Annotated in this window: 18 protein-coding genes and 1 pseudogene; 2 read left to right on the top strand and 17 right to left on the bottom strand. The window is 64.9% G+C overall.

The features are described from left to right. Positions 1–9: 9 nt before the first annotated feature. Complete coding sequence (locus LRS09_RS20870; protein WP_257808818.1) at positions 10–894, top strand: alpha/beta fold hydrolase; 885 nt, start codon at positions 10–12, stop codon at positions 892–894. Positions 895–1,138: 244 nt separating this feature from the next. On the opposite strand, the gene LRS09_RS20865 is transcribed toward LRS09_RS20870, so the two are convergent. The 13 genes and pseudogenes from LRS09_RS20865 to LRS09_RS30400 form a co-directional block, all read right to left on the bottom strand. After that, complete coding sequence (locus LRS09_RS20865; RefSeq protein ID WP_257808817.1) at positions 1,139–1,480, bottom strand: hypothetical protein; 342 nt, start codon at positions 1,478–1,480, stop codon at positions 1,139–1,141. Next, entirely contained in the window at positions 1,440–2,222 is a 783-nt protein-coding gene (locus tag LRS09_RS20860; RefSeq protein WP_257808815.1) for a porin, read from the bottom strand. Before LRS09_RS20860 ends, LRS09_RS20865 begins: the two co-directional genes overlap by 41 nt. 587 nt (positions 2,223–2,809) lie before the next feature. Further along, the gene (locus LRS09_RS20855) at positions 2,810–3,883 is read right to left on the bottom strand and encodes an LLM class flavin-dependent oxidoreductase (RefSeq protein ID WP_257808814.1); all 1,074 of its coding nucleotides are present in this window, start codon (positions 3,881–3,883) and stop codon (positions 2,810–2,812) included. 34 nt (positions 3,884–3,917) lie between these two features. After that, positions 3,918–4,211 carry a hypothetical protein gene (locus LRS09_RS20850; RefSeq protein ID WP_257808813.1) on the bottom strand — a complete coding sequence of 98 codons (294 nt, stop codon included), beginning with the start codon at positions 4,209–4,211 and terminating at the stop codon, positions 3,918–3,920. Continuing rightward, positions 4,208–5,809 (bottom strand): SDR family oxidoreductase, encoded by a 1,602-nt coding sequence (locus LRS09_RS20845; RefSeq protein WP_257808812.1) that lies wholly within the window; start codon positions 5,807–5,809, stop codon positions 4,208–4,210. Before LRS09_RS20845 ends, LRS09_RS20850 begins: the two co-directional genes overlap by 4 nt. Before the next feature lie 42 nt (positions 5,810–5,851). Continuing rightward, on the bottom strand, positions 5,852–6,352 hold the full coding sequence (locus LRS09_RS20840; RefSeq protein ID WP_257808811.1) for a flavin reductase family protein: 501 nt from the start codon (positions 6,350–6,352) through the stop codon (positions 5,852–5,854). A 224-nt stretch (positions 6,353–6,576) separates the two neighbouring features. Beyond that, positions 6,577–7,098 carry a nuclear transport factor 2 family protein gene (locus LRS09_RS20835; protein ID WP_257808809.1) on the bottom strand — a complete coding sequence of 174 codons (522 nt, stop codon included), beginning with the start codon at positions 7,096–7,098 and terminating at the stop codon, positions 6,577–6,579. Positions 7,099–7,108: 10 nt separating this feature from the next. Beyond that, positions 7,109–9,223: an acetate--CoA ligase family protein gene (locus LRS09_RS20830; protein WP_257808807.1), complete on the bottom strand. Its 2,115-nt coding sequence runs from the start codon at positions 9,221–9,223 to the stop codon at positions 7,109–7,111. Then, positions 9,223–10,116 carry an SMP-30/gluconolactonase/LRE family protein gene (locus tag LRS09_RS20825; protein ID WP_257808806.1) on the bottom strand — a complete coding sequence of 298 codons (894 nt, stop codon included), beginning with the start codon at positions 10,114–10,116 and terminating at the stop codon, positions 9,223–9,225. The genes LRS09_RS20830 and LRS09_RS20825 overlap by 1 nt, the downstream gene beginning before the upstream one ends. Then, positions 10,113–11,432: an ABC transporter substrate-binding protein gene (locus tag LRS09_RS20820; RefSeq protein WP_308240323.1), complete on the bottom strand. Its 1,320-nt coding sequence runs from the start codon at positions 11,430–11,432 to the stop codon at positions 10,113–10,115. Before LRS09_RS20820 ends, LRS09_RS20825 begins: the two co-directional genes overlap by 4 nt. 86 nt (positions 11,433–11,518) lie before the next feature. Continuing rightward, the gene (locus LRS09_RS20815) at positions 11,519–12,277 is read right to left on the bottom strand and encodes an SDR family NAD(P)-dependent oxidoreductase (protein ID WP_257808804.1); all 759 of its coding nucleotides are present in this window, start codon (positions 12,275–12,277) and stop codon (positions 11,519–11,521) included. Positions 12,278–12,311: 34 nt separating this feature from the next. Next, positions 12,312–13,268 (bottom strand): LLM class flavin-dependent oxidoreductase, encoded by a 957-nt coding sequence (locus LRS09_RS20810; protein WP_257808803.1) that lies wholly within the window; start codon positions 13,266–13,268, stop codon positions 12,312–12,314. Between the two features lie 88 nt (positions 13,269–13,356). Then, a pseudogene (locus LRS09_RS30400) lies at positions 13,357–13,626 on the bottom strand (LLM class flavin-dependent oxidoreductase); the annotation flags it as partial. A 189-nt stretch (positions 13,627–13,815) separates the two neighbouring features. Here LRS09_RS30400 and LRS09_RS20800 point away from each other — a divergent pair. Continuing rightward, a complete protein-coding gene (locus LRS09_RS20800; RefSeq protein ID WP_085464784.1) occupies positions 13,816–14,595 on the top strand; it encodes an IclR family transcriptional regulator in 780 nt (259 codons plus the stop codon). Between the two features lie 17 nt (positions 14,596–14,612). Here the strand turns inward: LRS09_RS20800 and LRS09_RS20795 are convergent, their stop codons facing one another. Genes LRS09_RS20795 through LRS09_RS20780 form a run of 4 tightly spaced genes read right to left on the bottom strand, consistent with a single transcriptional unit; the run spans position 14,613 to position 18,007 of the window. Continuing rightward, the gene (locus LRS09_RS20795) at positions 14,613–15,587 is read right to left on the bottom strand and encodes a branched-chain amino acid ABC transporter permease (protein ID WP_257808801.1); all 975 of its coding nucleotides are present in this window, start codon (positions 15,585–15,587) and stop codon (positions 14,613–14,615) included. After that, on the bottom strand, positions 15,587–16,477 hold the full coding sequence (locus tag LRS09_RS20790; protein ID WP_257808800.1) for a branched-chain amino acid ABC transporter permease: 891 nt from the start codon (positions 16,475–16,477) through the stop codon (positions 15,587–15,589). Before LRS09_RS20790 ends, LRS09_RS20795 begins: the two co-directional genes overlap by 1 nt. Beyond that, on the bottom strand, positions 16,474–17,217 hold the full coding sequence (locus tag LRS09_RS20785; protein ID WP_257808797.1) for an ABC transporter ATP-binding protein: 744 nt from the start codon (positions 17,215–17,217) through the stop codon (positions 16,474–16,476). Before LRS09_RS20785 ends, LRS09_RS20790 begins: the two co-directional genes overlap by 4 nt. Beyond that, the gene (locus LRS09_RS20780) at positions 17,210–18,007 is read right to left on the bottom strand and encodes an ABC transporter ATP-binding protein (protein ID WP_257808796.1); all 798 of its coding nucleotides are present in this window, start codon (positions 18,005–18,007) and stop codon (positions 17,210–17,212) included. Before LRS09_RS20780 ends, LRS09_RS20785 begins: the two co-directional genes overlap by 8 nt. Positions 18,008–18,044 lie beyond the last annotated feature (37 nt).

Raw genomic sequence — 18,044 nt, 5'->3', positions numbered from 1 at the left:
GAGGAACGGATGAAGCAGGCTGGTTACGAGGATTTCCACTACAGCTCGACCGACGGTTTGAAGCTTTATGCGCGGATCTACGGCGAGCGCAATCCATCCGCCCTCCCCGCGATCTGCCTGGCCGGCCTGACCCGCAACGCCGCGGATTTCCACGACCTCGCGCTCTATCTGGCGCGCCATCCGAAAACACCGCGTCAGGTGGTCGCCTTCGACTATCGCGGCCGCGGCCGCTCGGCCTATGACCGCGACTGGCAGAACTACAATGTCGTCATCGAGAGCGGCGATATCCTCGCCGGTCTCGCGGCGATGGGAATCGAGCATGGCGGCTTCATCGGCACTTCGCGCGGCGGGTTGATCATCCATGTCCTCGCGGCGATGCGGCCCGCCGTGTTGAAAGCGGTCGTCTTCAACGACATCGGCCCGGTGGTCGAGGGCGCAGCGCTGGCGCAGATCCGCGCCTATCTCGAACGCGCGCCGAAGCCGCGGACCTTCGCGGAAGCGGTAGAGATCAGCCGCGCGGCGCAGAAGGACAATTTCCCCGCGCTGACGGATGCCGACTGGGAGCGGATGGCGCGCGCCTTCTACCGCGAGGAGAACGGAACGCTCGTCGCCGACTTCGACCCGGCGCTGCTCAACACGATGAGCTCGATCGACCTCAACAAGCCGCTGCCGCAGATGTGGCCGCAGTTCGAAGGACTGCGCGGCATTCCGGTGCTCGCGATCCGCGGCGAGAATTCGAAGCTGCTCTCGGCCGAGACGCTCGAGGAGATGGCGCGGCGGCATCCGGCCATGGAGACGATCACGGTCGAGGGCCAAGGCCACGCGCCGCTGCTGGAGACGGGGGATCTGCCCGAGAGAATCGCGCGTTTCTTGGAGAAGGCGGAGCGGAGCTGAGGTTCGCACGGCCTGCGAGCCATTGGCTGTGCCGGGGGCGAGCTTTGTCGACATCCGGGAACAGGCGGTTGAGCCGCTCGCGGGCGCGTGGTCCCTAACTAAGCTGGAGACGCCGCAGGTGATTGCGCCAATGTTAAGGATAAGTCGCGCCGGCACACGGTTCGGGTAGGAAGCCAACGATCCAACTAAAACGAAAGACCCGGCGGTTGCCCGCCGGGTCTCGTCAAATCAGCTCGTGAGCCGATTAGAAGTAACGCGTGAAGCGCAGGAAGCCGGAGACGGTGCCGTCGAAGCCGTCGGTCTTGGCGTAAGCGAGTTCGCCGCGAACCTCAAACTGCGAAACCGGGAACCACACGACCGAACCTTCCACCAGATAACCATCCGGGAAGCCATCGAAGCCGCTGAAATGCTGACCAGCGATCGAAGCGCCCAGCGTCTCAGAGAACTGCTGGTTGTACGAGGCCAAGATCGACCACTCGGCGTTCACAGTGGTAAACGGAGGCAAGCCGCCATCATAATAGATGCCATAGGCGTTGCCGACGTCCTCAGAGTAGAAGCCGATCACGCGCAGCGACGAGCCGGGCATGTTCGGAACGTTGATCTGAGCCGACCTGAGCCGCGAACGACTCGAGGCTCTCGTCGTAGGCAACCTTCGCCCACACCGCACCCCAACCAGCGCTATAGCCAAGCTTGGCAACAACGTCAGGCATGTAGCCTTCGCCGGTGAGCGTGTCGTCTTCAAGCGAGAGAGCACCAAAGAAACCGTTCGAGTCGAAGCGGTAGCCGATGAGGGCGCGCTGCGAATAACCGTAGGACATGCCCGACCACGAGTGCGAACCGTAGTTCGACGGCCCGCCGTTCTTCGAGTCAACCCAGAACGATTCCGAGTAACCAGCCATGAAGCCGCCGAGCATGATATAGGCCTGGTCAGCAGCGACCGGACCATCACCAGCGCCGTTCCACGACGCCTGAAGGCGGATGTAGGAACGCAGCGTGCCCCACTCGGTCTCGGAGCGAGCGTCGAAGTTCACGCGAGCGCGAACGCTCTTGAACCAGCCCTCACCCGACGAATGGCCCTGGCCCTGATAGCCAAAGGTGTCGCCGGGATCGCGATAGCTGTTCGCGCCGATCTGATACCAGACATAGCCGGAGATCTGCAGGCAGGTCTCGGTGCCGGGGATGTAGAAGAAGCCGTTGCCGTGCGCGTCGCAGACGCGGACGTATTCGACCGGCTCGGGCTCCGGCGCCATGACGGCGTCGGCGGCGCGGGCGCCGGTCACTGCGACGAGAGCCGCAGCGGAGCCGATGAGAAGGCTCTTGATGTTCATTTTCTGACCTCCAGTCAAAGTTAATAAACGGGTCTGGGTATTTTTTGCTGAAGGACAGCGTTCCCTGCCCCATCCCCTAAAGGCGAAAAGTCGCTTCCGAAGTCGCTTCTCTTCCCGACCGACAATTACCGAACGGCCCCGCCAGTTCAACCGTCAACTTGCCCCCGCCGCCTTGCACACACCGCTATGCCCAATTGCTGTTGCACAAATGACACGATTTGCCGAGGGAGCGAAAGGAAGCCTTAACCAGGGCGCTTAACGAAGCAGAAAGATATCGCCGAACGGCCCGGAAAACGGCGGAATTGCGCCATTCCGCCCCAATGTGACGGGCTGGCCGACAATCAGCCTCAGTGACGCCCTGCGAGGGTGCAACGCGCCCTCTCCGCAGGCAAGGTGAGCAGAACGGTCTCTCCATCATCCGGTTTCCGTTCGCCGGTCTGGACGCGTCCAAGTCGGGCTGGCGGAGAGAATCACCGGGATGATTCGCGGGCTGGCTCGAGAGGAGTGATCGTCACGAACCGCATTCCGAAAAGGAAAAGGGCGCCGGGGCTGATGCCCGACGCCCCGTATTCTTTATCCGATGCGGATCAGCCGTTCGCGACCTTGAGCGTGGCGGAGCCGCCGAGCGCCTTGTTCACGGCCGGGATGATCTTTTCGCCCCAGAGCTCGATCTGCTTCACCATGGTCTTCTGGTCGAAGTCGCCGAGCTGTGTCTGGACTGCGATCTGGTCGCACTTGAGGATCTCGATCTCCTCGAGCAGCCGGTCGATGACGCGGTTGATGCTGCCGATGGGCAGGTTCTTCTGCATGGTCTCGAAGGAGAGGTCCTGCTGGGTCGGCGTCTCCTGCAGCATGTAGCCGTCCGCGCTCTGCTGGCGACGCTGATGCAGGGCTTCCGACAGGCGGCGCTGGAAGCGCGCATTGTCGAGATAGGAATCGATCTCGGCCTGGTCGTCGCTGGCGTAGCAGCAGCGCAGCAGCGAGATCTTGGCATCACTCGCCTTCCTGCCTTCCGTCTCAGCCGCCTTCTCGATCATCTCGCGCAGGTTCCGCACCTGATCGAGGCCGCCATGCAAGGCGGTCACGAAAAGGTTGTGGCCCTCACGATAGGCGCGGCCCATCGAGCGGGCGGAACCGGCGGCGAGCCAGATCGGCGGCGTCGGCTTCTGCACCGTGCGCACGGAGATCGCCGTCGGCGGGATGCTGATGTGCGTGCCCTGGTGCTCGAAGATCTTCTGGTTGAGGCCCTTCAGGATGATGTCGAGATATTCAGAGAAGACCGCAGGGGCTTCGTCGACGTTGACGCCGAAGCGCGAGAACTCGAACTGCTGGTAGCCGGAGCCGACGCCGAGCTCGAGGCGGCCGTTAGAGACGATGTCGGCGAAACCGATCTCGGAGAGGAGACGCTGAGGCTGGTAGAGCGGCAGCACGCAGACAGCCGTGCCGAGGCGGATCGTCTTGGTCACGCCCGAGAGCGCGGCGACCATCATCAGCGGCGACGGCACGAGGCTGTAGTTGTTGAAATGGTGCTCGGCGAACCATGCGACGTCCCAGCCGGCGCGCTCGGCGGCCTGCGCCTGCTCGATCGAGTTGCGGATGACCTGGTCGGACGACTGGTGATAACCGCGCTGGGCGGCCAGGATAAATGTTCCGAATTCCATTGAAGTTTCCTCGGATGCTCTGCTTGTTGGCTGTTCAGGGCACGCGCTCGACATGCGCGCGGATTGAATTCGTGGCGGCGTCGATCCAGCCTTTCTTCGCGGCGTAGTCGACCATCGCCTGGTATCCGGCCCGCCATTCGGCCGTCGCCGGGGCGCCGGGCAGCGCCGGCACCGTGTCGACGCCGATCAGCACGTTGCCGTCATCGACGAAGGTGACGCCGTCGATCGCCGGCCGGGCCTCGGCCCCGGCCATACGCAGCTTGAAGCCCTTGAAATCCTCGGCCTCGAGCAGTGAGAGCCCACTGGAAGGCGAATAGTCGACGATCATTCCGCCGCCTCCGAAACCGTCTCGTCCGAAAAACCGCTGGCGAAGCCGGCATTGCCGAACGAGGTCCAGCCGCCGTCGACATAAAGGATCGAGCCGTTGATGTATGAGGCCTCCTCCGAGGCCAGGAAGAGAGCCGCGTCGGCGATGTCGTCCGGTCGACCGAGGTCGCCCATCGGGATGCGGCGGCGGATAGACGCGGTGTCGACGCGGCCGGACTGTTCGAGCGCCGCGACGCCGGGCGTGCGGATATAACCGGGCGCCACGGTGGCGATGCGGATGCCGGACGGCCCGAGCTCCGCCGCCATGCAGCGGGTCAGGATATCGATGCCGGCCTTCGAGGCGCCATAGGCATGTCGCGGCACGAAGGGCAGGAAGGTATTGATCGAACCCGTGTTGACGATCATGCCGCCGGCCCGCATCGACTTCACTGCCTCGCGCGCGCAAAGGAAGGCGCCGGTGAGATTGATATCGAGCACCCTCTCGAGATCGGCCGTGGTTTGCTCGAGCGCTGGACGGAAGGTGTCGGAGATCGCGGCGTTGTTGACGAGCACGTCGAGCCCGCCGAAGCGCTGCCGGATCGCCTCGAAGAGCGCGACGACCTCCGCGTCCGAAGACACGTCGACAGTGTGGGCGATATGCGCAGGGCCGAGAGACTTGGTGACGGAAGCCGCCCCCTCGCCGTCCCGGTCCGCGACGACGACCGTGTCGCCATTGGCGGCGAACTTGCGCGCAACGGCCTCGCCGATGCCCTTGGCGCCGCCCGTCACCAGCACGACGCGCGCGGCCTTCGACACGGCGGGACGGTTCAGTTCGAGGTCCGGCGTGCCGTCGACGGGCGGATGCGCATCGCCCGGCTGGTTGAACGACATCCAGCCACCATCGACCGCGAGGACCGAGCCGGTGATGTAGCCGGCCCGGCTCGACGCCAGGAAATGCAGCGCGGCCGCCATCTCGTCCGGCCTGCCCATGCGGCCCATCGGCACGCGGCGGCGCACGGCGGCGAGGTCGGCCTTTCCGGTCCGCTCCAGTTCGGCGACCATCGGCGTGCGGACGTAGCCGGGAGCCACGGCGCAGACCCTGATGCCTTTCGACGCCCACTCGCAGGCGAGCGACTTGGTGAAGGAGATCAGCCCCGCCTTCGATGCCGAGTAGGCGTTGCGGCGGGGATTGCCCAACACGCCGGCGAGCGAGGCGGTGTTCACGATCGCGCCACCGTTCGGCATGCGCTTCGCGGCCTCTCGGGCCATGATGAACGGCCCGATGAGGTTGACCGACAGCGTGCGGCGGAATAGATCGATGCCGGTGTCGACCGTCGGCGTCATCGTCGGGCCGAGCGCGGCATTGTTGATCAGCACGTCGACGCGGCCGTAGCGTGCCGAGATGCGGTCGAACAGCGCGACGATCTGGGCCTCGCTGCCGATATCGCATTCCTCGCCCGAATGCTGCGGACCGAGGGAGGCTGCAAGTTCGCGGACACCAGAGCCGGCCTGGTCGACCGCCACGATCGTGTCGCCGTCGCGCAGGAACGCGGCGACCGCCTCGCGACCGATCCCGCCGGCGGCACCCGTGATGACGACAATGCGTCCTGATCCGTCCATCAGCATTCCTCCCGAAGTCAGCGAAAATAAGCGCGGCGGCCGTCAGCCGACCGCAGCCAAGCGGCGGAACGATCCGTCGCGGTAAAGCAGGGCTTCCTGGTCGAGCGACGTCACGCCGACCACCCGTCCGAAATAGATGTGATGCGTCCCGGAGAGCACCCTCTCCACGACCTTGCAGTCGAAGGCCGCGACGGCCCCTTCCAGCACAGGCGAGCCGGTCGCCATCGAGATCCAACGGCCTTCGCCGAACCGCTCCTCGGCGCTCAGCTTCGACGTCGAGAACAGCCGCGCGATCCTGTGCTGCTGGTCGGACAGGAAGTTGATGGCGAAGGAGCCGCTCTCGGCGATCAGGCTCTCGGCGGTGGCGCTGCGGTTGATGCAGACCAGCATCATCGGCGGGTCGGCGGACACGGAACAGACGGCGGTGGCCGTCAGGCCGTTGCGCGCCTTGCCGGACCGCGCGGTGATCACCGCGACCGACGAGGTCACCTGTCGCATCGCCGTCTTGAAGTCGGCGTCGCTCACGGTGTCGGAAGCAGGCATTTCGACAATCTCCGGCATGCGCTCAGCACCCCGCGCCAGCCCGCGGGGCGACGCCAAAGGGCGAAGAGCCGGATGCGTATCCTGGACCGTAGCCATCGCTGAGGACCTCCATTGCGGACGTCGGAAATTCTTCTCCCCTCCGCATGGAAACCATTGTGCGCCCTCGCCTATCCTGTTCAAGCAATTCAATCATCTGAGGACGACATTCATATTCTTGAAGAAATTCAGTCTTTCAAAAGAGCGTAGACAGGATCGTGCGGGAAGAACCCTCCAACCGGCTGGCGAACGCCGAAGCGCTCCGCATCCGATCCTTCAGGCGGCGTCTGCTCCTCGACCCAGTCGTAGACAACCGTCCGTCGCGCGACCCGCCACTCATCGCCGCGCTTCTCGAACGCGTCGCAATACCGGCCGGCGAGCAGGAACTGGCGCACGACGCCGTCCTGTCCTGGGCCACGCTGAAGGGCATTGAAATAGGTCTCGACCCGCGCGTCTGAGGCGCCGCGGAACTCGATCAGGATGTTGGAGACCTGGTGGATGTTGCGCGGATTGGTCTTGAAGACACCCAACGCCATCTGGATGAAGCCTTCCACCGGACCCGAATAGGCTCCATGCTGGTCGGTCGCGTCCGGCCAGTAGGAACTGCGCAGCGCCGCCTCGTCGCCGCGGTCGATGCCGCGGCAATAGCGGTAGAGGCAGTCGCGGATCGCCTCTCGGTCGATGAGTTCGTTGAGCTTCGCCTGGTCCATGGTCTCCTCCTCACGCCTTTCGCGACGCCGGAACAATCAATGCGTCCAGTGCGACAAGGCCCTTGCCTTTCTCCATCACCCGCACCGGATTGAGATCGATGCTCTCGATCGTGTCGGCATTGGCGGCGGCGAAGCGCGACAGCGCCGACAGCATCTGCGCCAGCGCGTCGATGTCGGAGGGTGCGGCGCCGCGCACCCCTTCCAGCATCGCGAAGCCGCGGATCTCGCGGATCATGCGGTGCGCCTCCGCGACATCGAAGGGAGCCGCACGGAAAGTGACGTCCTTCAACACCTCGACGAAGACGCCGCCGAGGCCGAACATGACCACCGGCCCGAAGGCCGGGTCGCTCACCACGCCGGCGATGATCTCGACGCCGTCAGAGATCATCGGCGAAACGAGGATGCCCTCGATGCGGGCGTCCGGCCGCTTTTCGGCGGCGCGGGCGAAGATGGTTGCCGCGGCTTCGCGCGCGGCGGCCTCGTCCTTCACGCCGACGATGACGCCGCCGATCTCTGTCTTGTGCGCGATGTCGGGCGACGAAATCTTCAGCACGACCGGGAAGCCGACCGAGGCGGCTACCGCGCCGGCTTCGTCGCCGGCCTTGATGAGCGCCTCCTTCGGGAAGGTGACGCCGGCCTTGGCGAGGATGGGCTTCGCCTCGCGCTCGCTGAGGGCACCGCCGGAGAATTCAACGCGTTCGCCGGGCGCGAGCTCGCGCTTGCGGCCCGCGGCGCGCTCGAAGCTGTCGCGGAAGTGAACCATAGCGCCGAGCGTCTTCATCAGCGCCGAACCGTCCTGGGCGACGATGAAACCCTTGTCCTCATAGGCGCGGACAATCTCGTCGGGCGCGGTCATCGTCAGCGTCATGATCGTGTCGCGCGAGGCGGCGGCCGCGGTCTCCAGCGCCTGGCGCAGCTTGCCGGAGAAGGTAGGGCTCGCTGGCCCGCTGCCGAAGATGCCGGCGAAGAAGCCGTAGTCACCCTTTTCGAGCATGGCCGAGATGAAGCTTGTCATCAGCGGCAGGTCGGTGACGGCCTGCGCCGTGGCGTCGACCGGATTGCGCGGAGAGGCATAAGGCAGCATCGCCTTGAGTTCTTCCTGCGCCTTTTCAGGCATCGGCTTGACGTCGAGCCCGGCGGTCTCGGCGTCGTCAGCCATCTGGATGCCGAAGCCGCCGGACATGGTGAAGATGCCGAGTGAATTGCTCTTGGGATAGACGCCGCGCGAGCAGGCGGCGGCGATGTCGATCTGCTCGGCCGTGGTCTGCGCCCGCCAGACGCCATACTGGCGGAAGACCGAATCGAACACGGCGTCGGATCCGGCGAGTGCCGCGGTGTGAGAACTGACCGCATGTGCGCCGACCTCGGAACGGCCGACCTTCATGAAGACGATCGCCTTGCGCCGTTCGCGGGCCACTTCGAGCGCCTCGATGAAGGTGTCGCGGTCCTTGATGCCTTCGGCATAGGCCATGACGACATTGATGTCGGGCTGCTCGACCATCCAGCGCAGCGCTTCCGCGACGTTGATGTCGCACTCGTTGCCGGTGGTGACGAGGTGGTTCATGCCGAGTCCGCGCAGGCGGGCGAGATACATCAGGTGCGAGCCGTAGGCGCCACTCTGCGAGACGATACCGATCGGGCCAGGCTTGACGAGGCCGGTGTCCAGCATGGCCGAGAAGGTGCCGTAGAAGCCGATCGAGGAGTTGAACACGCCAAGACAATTGGGACCGAGCAGCCGCATGCCGGATTCGCGCGCGATGCCCGTCATCTCGTCCTGCAAGGCGCGGCCGGCCTCGTCCGTCTCGGCGAAACCGGCGGAGAACACGATCGCCGCCTTGACGTTGCGCTCGGCGCATTCCCTCACCGCCTGGACGGTCGCCGCCGCCGGTGCGGCGAGGATCGCGACGTCAGGCGCCTCGGGCAGAGCGCCGACGGACGCATAGGCCTGGAGGCCCTGCACGGTCTCGCGCTTCGGGTTGACCGGGTAGACGGCGCCCTTGAAGCCCGCCTCGCGCAGGTAGCGCAACGGCCGGCCGCCGATGCGGGTCACGTCGTCCGATGCGCCCACCAGCGCGACGGAGTTCGGCGCCAGAAGGGCGGAGAGACTTTGCGAGCGGTTGAGCATCAGGCCTGTTCCATGTTTGTCGCGACGGCGCCCTGGTCGAAGCGGGCTTCCGGAAGCCCGCCGACCCCGAGGCCGTCGATCGCGAAGAGAATGCCGCCGTCCGGGTGCTTCGAGATGGCACGGCCGGAGCCGGAATCCTTGATGGACGTCACGAAAAGGGTGGCGAGATCCGGCCCGCCGAAGGCGACGCAGGACGGCATATCGGTGGGCGCGTCGATCATCCTGTCGAGCGAACCGTCGGGGAAGAAGCGCGCGATCTTGCCGATCTGGATCAGACAGACCCAGATGCCGCCTTCGGCGTCGACGGTCGCGCCGTCGGGGCCCGAACCATAAGGCTCGGTGTCGATCGCGATCCGGTAGCCCTTCGACGGGGCGTCGTCGGTCGAATAGTCGTAGGCGCGGATCTTCCGCTCCAGGCTGTCGGCGAAATACATCGTCGCGCCGTCGGGGCTGAAGCAGAGCGCATTGGAAATATGGATGCCGGTGGCGAACATCTCGATGCGGCCGGAGCCGTCGAGCCGATAGAGCTTGCCGAGCGGGTCGGCATGGACCCCCATGGTGCCGCACAGGAACCGCCCCTGGCGATCGTTCTTGCCGTCGTTGAAGCGGATCGCCGGGTCGACTGGATCGGGGCGGAACAGCGGCGAGAACGCACCGGTCGCAAGATCGAGGCTGTAGATGCCGTCGGCGAGGCCGGCGATCAGCGTGTCGCCGGCGCCGAGCGCGATAGAGCCGACCATGGAAGGCGCCTGCCAGGACCGGAACGTCCCGGTGGCAGGATCGTGCGACCGGATCAGCCGCGAGAATCCATCCACCCAATAAAGATGCCGGCCCTGCGAATCCCAGACCGGGCTTTCACCCAGGAAATCCGCCTGGTCGGAGACACGGCTCATCCGAAACGACATCCGCCGGTCCTTTCCATCGATATGCTGAAAAAGACGGCGGGGAGATCGTGTCCCCCCGCCGCAGGCTTGGGAGGCCTATTTGAGGAGCGGGCAGGTGCTTTCGGTGGCCGGCCGCCAGACGTCTTCCGCCGGGATTGTGGCGGTGACGGTGTAGTAGTCGCATGCGGCTGCTTGACCTCGTCGGGCGACTTGATCGTTACCGCATACATCGGACGCATGACCTGGCCGTCGGCGCGGATCTTGACGTCCTTCATCTGGAAGTCGTTGATCGGCAGCTCGTGCATCTTGGCGACGACCTTCTCGCCGTCGTCGGTCCCGGCTTCCTTGACCGACTTCAGGTAGTGCGTGATCGCGCTGTAGGTGCCCGACATGGTCTCGTTCGGGATGCGGTCGCGGAACCGCTTCTTGAACTTGTCGGCGAAGGCGCGGGTCTCGTCGTTCAGGTCCCAGTAGCCCGGGGTGACCATCGACATGCCCTTGACGGCCTCGAGGCCGATGCCGTGAACCTGGTTGATCTGCAAGCCGAGCGCGACGACCTGCTGGCCGCCCGCCTGGATGCCGAACTCCTGCGCCTGCTTCACGGCGTTGGCGAAGTCGGCGCCGGAATTGGCCAGCACGATGACCTTTGCGCCGCTGGCCTGCGCCTGCAGCAGATAGGACGAGAAGTCGTTGGTGTTGAGCGGGTGCAGGACCGAGCCCATGACCTTGCCGCCGCCGTCCTCGATGAACTTGGTCGCGTCGGCCTGCCAGGTCTTGCCGAAGGTGTAGTCGACGGTGATGAAGTAGAAGCTGTCATTGCCGGCGGCGAGCATCGACTTGATCACGCCCTTGGCCAGCGAATAGGTGTCGAGCACCCACTGCGAGCCCATCGGCGAGCAGGCATCGTTGGTCAGCGAGGACGATGCCGTGCCGGCAAGCATGTAGGGCTTCTTCTTCTCGGCCATGATCTTCTGGATGGCGAGCGCGATCGAGGAGGCGGAGCCGCCGACGATGGCGTCGACGCCTTCCTGGTCGACCCACTTCTGCGCGATGGCCGCGCCGATGTCGGGCTTGTTCTGGTCGTCGGCGATGACCAGTTCGATCTTCTTGCCGTTGACCTCGCCGCCAAAGTCCTCGATGGCCATCTTGGCCGCCTCGACCGAGCCCGGACCGCCATTGTCGGCATAAGGGCCGGACTGGTCGGCCATGACGCCGATCTTGACGATGTCGCCGGAAATCTCCTGCGCGAATCCGGCGCCGGCCGACAGAATGGTCGAACCGGCAAGCAATGCGGCTGCGACCGTGAACCTGTTAGTCTTCAACATGCGATTTCCTCCACTTGCGCTCCCCAGGGTTTTTCCTTGCCCCGTCTGAGCTGGTTGCACATCCGGCGGCCCTCCGCCGGCTGATCTCATGAAAATGCGAACGTCATCGCGCCATCGACGAGCATCATGTCGCCGCTGACCCAGCTTGACTCCTCGCTTGCAAGGAACACCGCCGCATTGGCGATGTCTTCCGGCTCGCCGAGACGGCCGAGCGGCACCTTCTGGCGCCGGCGCTCCCAGCCTGCCTCGTCGACGACGAGGTTGGCGCCGTCGGTGCGAGTGGAGCCCGGCGCGATGGCGTTGACGCGGATGTTCATCGGGCCGAACTCGGCGGCGGCCGAACGCGTCGACGCCTGCACCGCGGCCTTGACCGAGCTGTACATGATGCCGTGCTTGAACGCGATCAGCGCCGCCGGAGAGGCGATGTTGACGATGGCACCGCCACCCGCTTCCTGCATCTGCGGCACCACGGCCTGATAGCCCCAGATGACGCCCTTGAAGCCGACGTCGATCATCAGGCCAATCGTCTTCTCGTCCTGCTCCAGGAGCGAGCCGTAGCGGTTGAACATCGCATTGTTGACCAGGATGGTCGTCGGGCCGAAAGCCTCCTTCAGCTTCGCCGCCGCCGCGAAGACCTCGTCGCGCTTGCCGACATTGGCCACCAGCGGCAGCGCCTTGCCGCCCGCCGCGTTGATGGCATCCGCGGCTTCGCTGGCGATCTCGGGCTTGAGGTCCAGCACGCCGACGGCGGCGCCCTCGCGGGCATACGCCTCGGAGATGGCGCGCCCTATGCCGCGCCCCCCGCCGGTCACGAGCGCGACGCGCCCTTCGAGCCTACCAGCCATGCACTTCCCTTCCCTGATACGACATAGTTCTCGTTCAACCCGCCTTCGCTGCCTTGGCGAAGGTCTCGCGCGAAGCCATCGGGATCGCGCCGCCGCGCGTCGGGTCGGCATAGGTGCCACCCGCCGTGGCGTAATCCTTGCCGGAGCGGCGCTCGAGCACGATGCCGATGGATTCGACGTTGGGCACCTCATGCTCGGCGAGCTCCGCCATGCGGGGCTTGCGGGCGAGCGCCTTCTCGATGAAGGGGGCGAGTTCCTCGTCCTTCTTCTTCACCCGCTCGTCCTCGCGCTCCTTGAGCTCCGGCATGACCTCGCTGGCGAACAGTTCGAGCGCCTCGCAGATGTGCTCGTGGCGGTTCATGCCTGACTGCTGGATGAAGATCATCTGGTCGATGCCGACGTCGGCGTAGCCCTTCAGGTGCTCGCGCACGCTCTTCGGCGTTCCGATCGAGCCGGAGCCGGGCGTCTCCTTCATGTCTTCCTTAATAGTGAGGAAGCGCTTCCAGAGATTGGTGACGCCCGGCTGGTGCTCGCCATAGACAGCGTAGTGGGCGATCGAATAGCCGAAGAAGCGGAAGCCATCGAGCCCGCGCCGGATCGCCTCGTCATGGTTCTCGTGAACCATCATGCCGTTGAGCGTGGCGAAGTTGGCGTTTACCGCATGACCGATCGGCACGCATTCGTCAGACTTGATAATTGCGTAGTATTCGTCGCGCCATAGCTTCGCCTGACTCGCCTCGACGAAGCCGAACACCAGGGCGCCGACGCCGTGACGGGCGGCACGCAGAATGCTCTCGCGGCGGGAGCAGGCCATCCAGATCGGCGGGTGCGGCTTTTGCACCGGCTTCGGCACGACGTTGCGCACCGGCATCGAGAAGAACTGTCCTTCGTAGCCCGGATAGGGCCGCATGGTCATCATGTTGGCGGTCTGCTCGACCCCCTCGCGCCACATCGCGGTCTTCTGCTCGGGCTCGATGCCGAAGCCGTGCATCTCGATCAGGGAACCGGACTCGCCGGTGCCCCCACTCGACGCGGCCGTTGGAGATCAGGTCGAGCGTGCCGAGGCGTTCGGCGACGCGGGCCGGATGATTGTAACGCGGCGAGGACAGGCAGATGCCGTGCCCGATGCGGATGTTCTTGGTGCGCTGGGATACGGCGCCGAGGAAAACCTCAGGCGCGGAGGAGTGCGAATACTCTTCCAGGAAATGATGCTCGACTTCCCACATGTGATCGAAGCCGAGCCGGTCGGCGAGTTCGATCTGGTCGAGAGCGTCGTTGAACAGCTTCTGCTCCGCACCCTCCACCCAGGGCTGCGGAAGCTGATGTTCATAGAACACTCCGAGCTTCATGGTTTCCTCCGGAACGCGGGCGATCCACTTCGGTCGTCCGTCTTGTTCTTGCGTCGAGCCGTCGCACGACAGGCGCCGGACTTGACGGCGGGCACCATGTCATGCGCAGTCTGACGAGGCCATATGCAATTCATACGTGCTGCGCAGTTTCACGATCGTGAAATTGGCGTTGGCCGGGAGGGGCGAAGAATGCTGACGTCACAGGTCAAGTCGGCGACGCGCGCGATTGAAATTCTCGAATATTTCAAGAAGGTTAGACAGCCGAAGTCGATGTCGGAGATCGCGGTCGCGCTCGGCTATCCGCAATCGAGCAGCACCGTGCTCCTCAAAACGCTCGTCACCCTCGGCTACCTCAACTACGACCGCCGCGAGAGGCTCTATTTCCCGACGCCGAAAGTGACCTCGCTCGGCGACTGGATCCCGCGCGCGCTGTTCGGAAACAGCCGGGTCCTGGAGGCGATGCAGGACGTGCACGCCGCCACCGGCGAGACGGTTTCGATTGGCACCAAGAACGACGTCTACCTGCAATACGTCCAGATCATCCAGTCGGTGCACGCGCTGCGGTTCCATGTCGACGAGGGGACCCTGCGTCCCCTCACCCAGTCGGCCGTCGGCTGGACGCTGATGTCGACGCTGCCCGACGACAAGATCGACAACATCGTGCGCCGCGCCAACATTGCCACCGACAAATCCGCCGAGAAGGTGAAGATCCCGGACATGCTGGCGAAGATTCACGAGATCCGGGAGAAGGGCTACTGTTCGGCGGAGAACGTGCCGTTTCTCGGCGGCGGCACGATCTGCGTCCTTCTGCCGATCACCATCCAGGGTCAGCCGGTGGTGCTCGGCCTCGGCGGCGCGGCGGAGCGCATCCGCGCCAACCACGACCGCTACCTGGCGACGCTGCGCCGGGCGGTGAAGACGGTCCGTCCGAACGATCCCTTCGAGCAGCCGATCGACATCGAGTTCTAGCTTATGAAAGCCCGCGCTCAGTGCGCGGGCTTCACCTCGACCTGCTTGGCCTTGGCATCCGACGGCGCAGAGCGGCGGCGCAGATATTTCGCGAGCGCGGTCAGTTCGCCGACAAAGCCGCGGCGGAAGAAGACGATGACGATCAGCAGGATGACGCCCTGCGAAACCAGCGCCCATTCGCCGAAACCGGCGAGATAGTCGTTGAGCAGGATGATGCCGGCGGCGCCGAAGACCGGGCCGATCAGCGTGCCGAGGCCGCCGAGCAGCGTCATCAGGATGACCTCGCCCGACACAGGCCAGGACGCATCGGTGAGCGTGGCGAACTGGTAGACGGTCGCCTTCATGCCGCCGGCCACGCCCGCCATCGCGGCGGAGATGACGAAAGCCAAGAGCTTAATCTTCTCGGGATCGAAACCGAGCGACTCGACGCGGGGCTGGTTGTCGCGCACGGCCTTCAATACCTCGCCATAGGGTGAGTGGACGACGCGGTAGTAGATGAAGACGCACAGCGCGGTGATGGCCAGCACGACATAGTAGAACGTCATGTTCGAGCTGATGTCGACGAAGCCGAACAGGTCGTTGCGCGGGATCGCCTGCATGCCATCCTCGCCGCCGGTGAACGGCGCCTGGAGGAAGATGAAGTAGATGAACTGAGAGAAGGCGAGCGTGATCATCGCAAACTGGATGCCCTGGCGGCGCATCGTGAGATAGCCGATGACGAGGCCGAGAAGCCCCGCCGCCCCGCCGCCCGCCAGGATGGCGAGTTCGGTCGAGATCGGCGTGGTCTTGAGGATCAGTCCGGTGACATAGGCCGCGCCGCCGAAGAACATGGCGTGGCCGAAGCAGAGCAGCCCGGTATAGCCGAGTAGGAGGTTGAACGAGCACGCGAAGATGATGAAGCACATCACCGTCATCAGCGTGACGGAGTAGAAGTAGAAGGGCGCCAGGATCGCCAGCACCGCAACCACGGCAAGGATGAGCAGGCGAGGCATCAGACGGACTCCTTGCTGGCGAACAGGCCGGCCGGGCGCAGATAGAGCGAGACGATCATGAACAGGAAGATCACGACGCTGGCAGCCTCGGGGTAGAACACCTTGGTGAGCCCCTCGACGACGCCGAGCATGTAGCCGGTGACGGCCGCTCCCGCGATCGAGCCCATGCCGCCGATGACGACCACGGCGAAGACCACGATCATGAGGCTGGAGCCCATCGACGGCGAGACCTGGTAGATGGGCGCGGCCAGCACGCCCGACAGGCCGGCGAGGCCGACGCCGAAGCCATAGGTGAGCGTCATCATCTTCGGCACGTTGATGCCGAAGGTTTCGACGATCTGCGGCTTCTCGTTGGCGGCGCGCAGGTAGGCGCCGAGCTTGGTGTATTCGATGAGATACCAGGTGCCCAGGCAGGTCACGAGCGAGAAGACCACCACCCACAGGCGGTAATAGGGGAGGAACATGAAACCCAGATTCATGCCGCCGGGGATCGGGTTCTCGTGCGGCAGGCCGGTCGAACCGTATTTGTAGCGCACGAGGCCCTCGACGATCAGCGCCACGGCGTAGGTGGCGAGGAGCCCGTAGAGATGGTCAAGCCCCTGGAGCGGCCGCAGCAGCAGCCGTTCCATCACCATGCCGGTCACGGCGACGACGATCGGTGCAAGGATGAGGGCGCCCCAGTAGTTCACCCCTAGGAAGTTCAGCAGGAGCCAGGCGACGAAAGCGCCGAGCATGTACTGGGCGCCGTGCGTGAAATTCACGACGCTCATCAGGCCGAAGATGATGGCGAGGCCCATCGACAGCATCGCGTAGAATGAGCCGTTGATGAGGCCGAGCAGGATCTGCCCGAAGAGCAGTTGGGTGCATCGATGCCTTCGAACATCGCTCACACCCCCAGATAGGATTTTACGCGGCCCATGTCGGCCTCGAGCTCGGCATTGGTCAGGATGTCGGCCACCCTCCCGTTCTCGACGACCACGTGCCGGTCGGCGACCAGGCGCGCGAAGCGCAGGTTCTGCTCGACCAGCACGATCGTGAACCCCTGCGACTTCAGCCGCTGGATGGTTTCGCCGATCTCCTTGACGACGACCGGCGCAAGCCCTTCGCTCGGCTCGTCGAGCAGGAGCAGGCGCGAGCCGGTGCGCAGGATGCGGGCAATCGCCAGCATCTGCTGTTCGCCACCGGAGAGTTTCGTTCCCTGGCTGTTGGCGCGAGCCTTGAGGTTCGGAAAAGTCGCGTAGAGCTGATCGTCGGTGATGCCGCCTTCGCGCAGCACCGGCGGCAGGAACAGGTTCTCCCGCACCGACAGCGACGAGAAGATCGCGCGCTCCTCGGGGCAGTAGCCGATGCCGAGCCGCGCGATCTGGAATGTGCGCTTGCCGACCAGCTCGGTGCCGTTGAAATTGATCGAGCCGGTGCGCTTCTGGACGATGCCCATGATCGAGCGCAACGTCGTCGTCTTGCCCGCGCCGTTGCGCCCGATGAGGGTGAGGAGCTCGCCTTCGCGCACGTCGAACGTCATGCCGTGCAGGACCTTCGATTCCGCGTACCAGGCGCTCAGATTGTCGATCTTCAGCATCGGCGCGCTGCTCGCGGCCGGCGATGCCTTCTCGACGGCAACGCTACTCATCGACGCCTCCCATATAGGCGGTGACGACCGCGGGATTGTTCGAAACCTCGGCGTAGTTGCCTTCGGCGAGCACCTGGCCGTGCTGCAGCACGGTGATCTTGTCGCAGAGCGTCGAAACGACCGAGAGATTGTGCTCGACCAGAAGCACCGTGCGCCCGACGGCGGCGCGCTTGATCAGGTCGGTGATGGGTTCGATGTCCTCGTGACCCATGCCGGCGGTCGGCTCGTCCAGCAGCATGACGCGCGGCTCGAGCGCCAGCGTGGTGGCGATCTCCAGCGCGCGCTTCTTGCCGTAGGAAAGCTCGGCGGCGGGTGTCTCGCGGCTGTTGGCCAGCCCCACCTGATCGAGCAGTTCGTCGGCGCGCCTGTTCAGCGGCGCGACCGCCCGCAGCGAGCGCCAGAACTGATACGCCGTGCCGTAGGACGACTGCAGCGCCACGCGAACGTTCTCGCGGGCGGTGAGGTTCGGGAAGGTGGCCGAAATCTGAAACGAGCGCACGAGGCCGCGGCGTGCGACCTGGGACGTGCGCAGCGAGGAGATGTCCTCGCCGTCGAAGACGATCTTGCCGCTGGTCGGCGCGAGCGTCTTGGTCAGGAGGTTGAAGCAGGTCGTCTTGCCAGCGCCGTTCGGTCCGATCAGCGCATGAATCGAGCCCCGCCGAACGGCGAGGTTCACGTCCTTCACGGCAGCGAAGCCGGCAAAGACCTTGGTCAGCCCTTCGGCGACCAGCACGTTGTCCGCGTCCTGCGCAGTCTCGGTCCGCGACAGGACCGCAGAGCTATTCGCCATGTTTCCTCCCTATCGGTCCCGCGCCTGTCCCGGCGCG

It is taken from the genome of Mesorhizobium sp. J428, assembly GCF_024699925.1.
Taxonomy (GTDB): domain Bacteria; phylum Pseudomonadota; class Alphaproteobacteria; order Rhizobiales; family Rhizobiaceae; genus Mesorhizobium_A.
This window is presented reverse-complemented; position numbering and strand designations above follow the sequence as displayed.

Coding starts and splice junctions, on each gene's coding strand:
- LRS09_RS20870 (WP_257808818.1), top strand. CDS start 10: ATGAAGCAGGCTGGTTACGAGGATTTCCACTACAGCTCGACCGACGGT.
- LRS09_RS20865 (WP_257808817.1), bottom strand. CDS start 1,480: ATGCCCGGCTCGTCGCTGCGCGTGATCGGCTTCTACTCTGAGGACGTC.
- LRS09_RS20860 (WP_257808815.1), bottom strand. CDS start 2,222: ATGAACATCAAGAGCCTTCTCATCGGCTCCGCTGCGGCTCTCGTCGCA.
- LRS09_RS20855 (WP_257808814.1), bottom strand. CDS start 3,883: ATGGAATTCGGAACATTTATCCTGGCCGCCCAGCGCGGTTATCACCAG.
- LRS09_RS20850 (WP_257808813.1), bottom strand. CDS start 4,211: ATGATCGTCGACTATTCGCCTTCCAGTGGGCTCTCACTGCTCGAGGCC.
- LRS09_RS20845 (WP_257808812.1), bottom strand. CDS start 5,809: ATGGACGGATCAGGACGCATTGTCGTCATCACGGGTGCCGCCGGCGGG.
- LRS09_RS20840 (WP_257808811.1), bottom strand. CDS start 6,352: ATGCCTGCTTCCGACACCGTGAGCGACGCCGACTTCAAGACGGCGATG.
- LRS09_RS20835 (WP_257808809.1), bottom strand. CDS start 7,098: ATGGACCAGGCGAAGCTCAACGAACTCATCGACCGAGAGGCGATCCGC.
- LRS09_RS20830 (WP_257808807.1), bottom strand. CDS start 9,223: ATGCTCAACCGCTCGCAAAGTCTCTCCGCCCTTCTGGCGCCGAACTCC.
- LRS09_RS20825 (WP_257808806.1), bottom strand. CDS start 10,116: ATGAGCCGTGTCTCCGACCAGGCGGATTTCCTGGGTGAAAGCCCGGTC.
- LRS09_RS20820 (WP_308240323.1), bottom strand. CDS start 11,432: ATGTTGAAGACTAACAGGTTCACGGTCGCAGCCGCATTGCTTGCCGGT.
- LRS09_RS20815 (WP_257808804.1), bottom strand. CDS start 12,277: ATGGCTGGTAGGCTCGAAGGGCGCGTCGCGCTCGTGACCGGCGGGGGG.
- LRS09_RS20810 (WP_257808803.1), bottom strand. CDS start 13,268: ATGCACGGCTTCGGCATCGAGCCCGAGCAGAAGACCGCGATGTGGCGC.
- LRS09_RS20800 (WP_085464784.1), top strand. CDS start 13,816: ATGCTGACGTCACAGGTCAAGTCGGCGACGCGCGCGATTGAAATTCTC.
- LRS09_RS20795 (WP_257808801.1), bottom strand. CDS start 15,587: ATGCCTCGCCTGCTCATCCTTGCCGTGGTTGCGGTGCTGGCGATCCTG.
- LRS09_RS20785 (WP_257808797.1), bottom strand. CDS start 17,217: ATGAGTAGCGTTGCCGTCGAGAAGGCATCGCCGGCCGCGAGCAGCGCG.
- LRS09_RS20780 (WP_257808796.1), bottom strand. CDS start 18,007: ATGGCGAATAGCTCTGCGGTCCTGTCGCGGACCGAGACTGCGCAGGAC.